At 66.1% G+C, this 5,915-nt stretch carries 4 protein-coding genes; all 4 read left to right on the top strand.

Features of this window, described 5'->3' with window-relative positions:
* Positions 1-181 precede the first annotated feature (181 nt).
* Complete coding sequence (kdgD, locus tag ACK1U9_RS21120; RefSeq protein WP_046615438.1) at positions 182-1,093, top strand: 5-dehydro-4-deoxyglucarate dehydratase; 912 nt, start codon at positions 182-184, stop codon at positions 1,091-1,093.
* Positions 1,094-1,195: 102 nt separating this feature from the next.
* Complete coding sequence (locus ACK1U9_RS21115; RefSeq protein ID WP_046615439.1) at positions 1,196-2,557, top strand: MFS transporter; 1,362 nt, start codon at positions 1,196-1,198, stop codon at positions 2,555-2,557.
* Between the two features lie 78 nt (positions 2,558-2,635).
* On the top strand, positions 2,636-4,189 hold the full coding sequence (gene garD, locus ACK1U9_RS21110; RefSeq protein WP_338459160.1) for a galactarate dehydratase: 1,554 nt from the start codon (positions 2,636-2,638) through the stop codon (positions 4,187-4,189).
* 168 nt (positions 4,190-4,357) lie between these two features.
* On the top strand, positions 4,358-5,915 hold a 1,558-nt coding region (locus tag ACK1U9_RS21105; protein WP_449110159.1), incomplete at its 3' end, for an aldehyde dehydrogenase (NADP(+)).

The following is a 5,915-nucleotide window of genomic DNA, read 5'->3' as shown; positions in this document are numbered from 1 at the left end:
CAACGCGGTCCCTGTGGGAGCGGGTTTACCCGCGAAGAGGTCGGCACAGGCAATAACATTCCTTCCGCCCCTCCCACAAAAAAATCTCCCAAAGGGACTAGTCATCGTACAAGTTGTACGATAACTTACCTCCAACGCAAAACAACACCCTTCACCCAAGCGCCACAGGATGCCAACAACAATGACTCCACAGGAACTCAAATCCATCCTCTCCCACGGCCTGCTGTCTTTCCCGGTCACCGACTTCAACGCCCAGGGCGACTTCAACCCGGCTGGCTACGTCAAGCGCCTGGAATGGCTGGCCCCGTACGGCGCCAGCGCCCTGTTCGCCGCCGGCGGCACCGGTGAGTTCTTCTCCCTGGCCGCCAGCGAATACAGCCAGGTGATCAAGACCGCCGTCGACACCTGCGCCAGGTCGGTACCCATCCTCGCCGGCGTCGGCGGCTCCACCCGCCAGGCCATCGAATACGCGCAAGAAGCCGAGCGCCTGGGTGCCAAGGGCCTGCTGCTGCTGCCGCACTACCTGACCGAAGCCAGCCAGGAAGGCGTCGCCGCCCACGTCGAAGCAGTGTGCAAATCGGTAAACATCGGCGTAGTCGTCTACAACCGCAACGTCTGCCGCCTGAACGCCGACCTGCTGGAAAAACTGGCTGAGCGTTGCCCGAACCTGATCGGCTACAAGGACGGCCTGGGTGACATCGAGTTGATGGTGTCGATCCGTCGCCGCCTGGGCGACCGCTTCAGCTACCTGGGTGGCCTGCCGACCGCCGAGGTGTATGCTGCTGCCTACAAGGCCCTGGGCGTGCCGGTGTACTCCTCCGCCGTGTTCAACTTCGTGCCGAAGACCGCCATGGACTTCTACAACGCCATCGCCCGTGACGACCACGCCACCGTGGCCAAGCTGATCGACGACTTCTTCCTGCCGTACCTGGACATCCGCAACCGCAAGGCCGGCTACGCCGTGAGCATCGTCAAGGCCGGTGCCAGGATCGCCGGTCATGACGCCGGCCCGGTGCGTACTCCGCTTACCGACCTCACCGCCGACGAGTACGAAAAACTCGCCGCGCTGATGGACAAGATGGGCCCGCAGTAAGCGCCGCCCGCGGCCTGCCATGCCGCGCCCGGAGTGGGCCAGCCCCACTCCGGTTACAACTCGTGAGCCCGCACAAAAATAACTAGTGGGAGTACTACCAGCATGCAAGCGACGAAGAAGACGCATGTGCGCTACCTGATCCTGTTCATGCTGTTTCTGGTGACCACGATCAACTACGCTGACCGCGCCACCATTGCCATCGCGGGCTCCAGCCTGCAGAAAGACCTCGGCATCGATGCCGTGACCCTCGGCTACATCTTCTCCGCCTTCGGATGGGCATACGTGGCTGGCCAGATTCCTGGTGGCTGGCTGCTCGATCGCTTTGGTTCCAAGAACGTCTACGCCTTCAGCATCTTCACCTGGTCGCTGTTCACCCTGCTGCAGGGCTTTGTCGGTGGCCTGCCGGTGGCCTGGGCGGTGGTGACGCTGTTCACCCTGCGCTTTCTGGTCGGTTTTGCCGAAGCCCCGTCGTTCCCGGGCAATGCGCGCATCGTCGCGGCCTGGTTCCCGACCCAGGAACGCGGCACCGCATCGGCCATCTTCAACTCGGCGCAGTACTTCGCTACCGCACTGTTCGCACCGATCATGGGCTGGATCGTGTTCAGCTTCGGCTGGGAGCACGTGTTCGTGGTCATGGGCGCACTGGGCATCGTGTTCTCCATGGTCTGGCTGAAGACCATCTACAACCCGCGCCAACACCCACGCATCAGCCCAGGCGAACTCGAACACATCGAGCAGAACGGCGGCCTGGTGGACATGGACCAGAAGCGCGGCAACGACGGCCCGAAATGGGGCTACATCAAGCAACTGCTGACCAGCCGCATGCTGCTGGGCGTTTACCTGGGCCAGTACTGCATCAACGCCATCACCTACTTCTTCCTCACCTGGTTCCCGGTGTACCTGGTGCAGGAGCGCGGCATGACCATCCTCAAGGCCGGCTTCATCGCCTCGCTGCCGGCGGTCTGCGGCTTCATCGGTGGCGTGCTGGGCGGGGTGATTTCCGACTGGCTGCTGCGCCGCGGCAACTCGCTGACCTTCTCCCGCAAGCTGCCGATCGTCTGCGGCCTGCTGCTGTCGACCACCATGGTGTTCTGCAACTACGTCGACGCCGAGTGGATGGTGGTCGGCTTCATGACCCTGGCGTTCTTCGGCAAAGGCATCGGCGCGCTGGGCTGGGCGGTGGTCGCCGACACCTCGCCGAAACAGATCGCCGGTCTGTCGGGCGGGCTGTTCAACACCTTCGGCAACATCGCATCGATCACCACGCCGATCGTGATCGGCTACATCATCAGCGCCACGGGTTCGTTCAAGTGGGCCCTGGTGTATGTCGGCGCCAACGCCCTGGTGGCGGTATTCAGCTACCTGGTGATCGTCGGCCCGATCAAGCGCATCGAGCTGCGTGAAAGCCCAAAGCCTGACACCGAGCCAGTGGCCGGCAGCGAACTGGCCGGCTCGCGCCACTGAGTGAGCACGCCCGCGTCGGCCACCCCCGCCGTGGGCGGATGTACAAAAGCCTGAGAACCTGACAAGTAGGGCCCGAACATGCAGTTGATCGAACATTCCGACTCGCCCCGCTACGTCCGCCTGCACGACGACGACAATGTCGTGGTGGTGGTCAACGATGGCGGCCTGGGCGAAGGCGCCCGCTTCGCCGACGGCCTGACCTTGGTCGAGGGCGTGCCACAGAGCCACAAGGTGGCCACCGTAGCCATCGCCAAGGGCGAGCCGGTGCGCCGCTACGGGCAGATCATAGGCTACGCGCTGGAAGACCTTCGCCAGGGCAGCTGGGTGCAGGAGAGCCAACTGGCCATGCCGGCCGCCCCGGCGCTGGCCAGCCTGCCACGCTGCGACGCCGTCCCGCAGCCGCTGCCGCCGCTCGAAGGCTTCACTTTCGAAGGCTACCGCAACGCCGACGGCACCGTCGGCACCCGCAACATCCTCGGCATCACCACCACCGTGCAGTGCGTGGCCGGCGTGCTGGAGCATGCGGTCAAGCGCATTCGCAGCGAATTGCTGCCCAAATACCCCAACGTCGATGACGTGGTGGCCATTACCCACAGCTATGGATGCGGTGTGGCGATCAATGCGCGCGATGCCTACATCCCGATCCGCACGGTGCGCAACCTGGCGCGCAACCCCAACCTGGGCGGCGAGGCCCTGGTCATCAGCCTTGGCTGCGAAAAGCTGCAGGCCGGCCAGGTGATGCACGACAACGACCCGTCGGTGGACCTCAGCGACCCGTGGTTGTACCGCCTGCAGGACGCCAGCCTGGGCTTTGTGGAAATGATCGAGCAGATCATGGAACTGGCCGAGACCCGCCTGAAGAAACTCGACCAGCGCCGCCGCGAAAGCGTGCCGGCCAGCGAACTGATACTGGGTATGCAGTGCGGGGGCAGCGATGCCTTCTCGGGCATCACCGCCAACCCGGCGCTGGGCTACGCTGCCGACCTGCTGGTGCGTGCTGGCGCCACCGTGCTGTTCTCGGAGGTAACCGAAGTGCGCGACGCCATCTACATGCTCACCTCGCGGGCGGAAAACCAGGAGGTCGCAGACGCCCTGGTGCGCGAAATGGACTGGTACGACCGCTACCTGCAGCAAGGCGCCGCCGATCGCAGCGCCAACACCACGCCGGGCAACAAGAAAGGCGGCCTGTCGAATATCGTCGAAAAATCCCTGGGGTCGATCGTCAAGTCTGGTAGCGGCGCCATCCAGGGCGTGCTCGGCCCGGGCGAGCGGGTCAACCGCAAAGGCCTGATCTTCTGCGCCACCCCGGCCAGCGACTTTGTCTGCGGCACCCTGCAACTGGCTGCCGGCATGAACCTGCATGTGTTCACCACCGGACGCGGCACCCCGTACGGCCTGGCCATGGCACCGGTGGTCAAGGTGTGCACCCGCAGCGAGCTGGCCCAGCGCTGGCCCGACCTGATCGACATCGACGCCGGGCGCATCGCCAGCGGCCGCTCGACCATCGAGGAACTGGGTTGGGAGCTGTTCCACTACTACCTGGACGTGGCCAGCGGCCGCAAGCAGACCTGGGCCGAACAGCATCGCCTGCACAACGACATCACCCTGTTCAACCCGGCACCGATTACCTGATGCCCAGGGCTTGCCCAATTGCAACGCGGTCCCTGTGGGAGCGGGTTCACCCGCGAACACCGGCAAAGCCGGTGCCATGCACCGAGTTGTCTGCTTCGCGGGTGAACCCCGCTCCCACAGGTCATGCGACAACCTGCCAGATTTTCTCTCAACATACAGGAGCACCCCATGCCTGAAATCCTCGGCCACAACTTCATCGCCGGCCAGCGCAGCGCCGCTGGGCCGAAGCGCCTGCAGAGCCTGGACGCCAGCACCGGCGAGGCCCTGCCCTACAGCTTCGCCCAGGCCACCGAAGCCGAAGTGGACCAAGCCGCCAAGGCTGCCGCCGGCGCTTTCGCCGAATTCCGCCAGCTGGCCCCGGCGCGGCGCGCCGAATTCCTCGACGCCATCGCCGCCGAGCTGGACGAACTGGACGACGCCTTCGTCGCCATCGTCTGCCGTGAAACCGCCCTGCCCCCCGCCCGTATCCAGGGCGAGCGCGGCCGCACCAGCGGCCAGATGCGCCTGTTCGCCCAGGTGCTGCGCCGTGGTGACTTCCTCGGTGCGCGCATCGACCTGGCCCTGCCCGAGCGCCAGCCCCTGCCACGCGTGGACCTGCGCCAGATGCGCATCGGCGTCGGCCCGGTCGCCGTGTTCGGCGCCAGCAACTTCCCGCTGGCTTTCTCCACCGCCGGTGGCGATACCGCTGCGGCCCTGGCCGCCGGTTGCCCGGTGGTGTTCAAGGCCCACAGCGGCCACATGGCCACCGCCGACCTGGTCGGCTGCGCCATCCAGCGCGCCGCCGAGCGCACTGGCATGCCCAAGGGCGTGTTCAACATGGTGTTCGGTGGCGGCGTCGGCGAGTGGCTGGTCAAGCACCCGGCCATCCAGGCGGTCGGCTTCACCGGCTCGCTGAAAGGCGGTGACGCCCTGTGCCGCATGGCCGCCGAGCGCCCGCAGCCGATCCCGGTGTTCGCCGAGATGTCCAGCATCAACCCGGTCATCATCCTGCCGGCTGCCCTGGCCAAGCGTGGCGAAGCCATCGCCCGTGAGCTGGCCGGTTCGGTGTGCCTGGGCGCGGGCCAGTTCTGCACCAACCCGGGCCTGGTGATCGGCCTGCAGTCGCCGCGGTACAGCCAACTGCTGGCCGAGCTTGGCCAGCACCTGAGCCAGCAGGCCGGCCAGACCATGCTCAACGCCGGTGGCCTGCGCAGCTACGTCGGTGGCCTGGAGCACCTGCACGCCCATGCCGGTATCGAGCACCTGGCCGGCCAGACGCAGGCAGGCAGCCAGGCGCGCGCCCAGCTGTTCAAGGCCGATGCCTGCCTGCTGGTGGAATCTGACCCGCTGCTGCAGGAAGAAGTGTTCGGCCCGACCACCGTTGCCGTGGAAGTGCAGGACAACGACCAGTTGCGCGCCGCCCTGCTCGGCCTGCGCGGCCAGCTGACCGCGACCCTGATCGGCGAGCCGGAAGACCTGCAGGCCTTCGCCTGGCTGGTGCCGCTGCTGGAGGAGAAAGTCGGGCGGATCCTGGTCAACGGCTACCCGACCGGTGTCGAGGTGTGTGATGCGATGGTGCATGGCGGGCCTTACCCGGCCACGTCGGATGCGCGCGGCACGTCGGTCGGCACCCTGGCCATCGACCGCTTCCTGCGCCCGGTGTGCTACCAGAACTACCCGCAGGCGCTGTTGCCCGAGGCACTGCGCGACGGTAACCCGCTGGGGCTGCGCCGGTTGGTGAATGGCC

This window comes from Pseudomonas sp. XP1 (assembly GCF_053557675.1).
The sequence above is the reverse complement of the archived record's forward strand: the minus strand, read 5'-3'. Positions and strand labels throughout refer to the sequence as shown.

Excerpts from the sequence above, each read along its gene's own strand:
- garD (WP_338459160.1), top strand. The coding sequence starts at position 2,636 with ATGCAGTTGATCGAACATTCCGACTCGCCCCGCTACGTCCGCCTGCAC.
- kdgD (WP_046615438.1), top strand. The coding sequence starts at position 182 with ATGACTCCACAGGAACTCAAATCCATCCTCTCCCACGGCCTGCTGTCT.
- ACK1U9_RS21115 (WP_046615439.1), top strand. The coding sequence starts at position 1,196 with ATGCAAGCGACGAAGAAGACGCATGTGCGCTACCTGATCCTGTTCATG.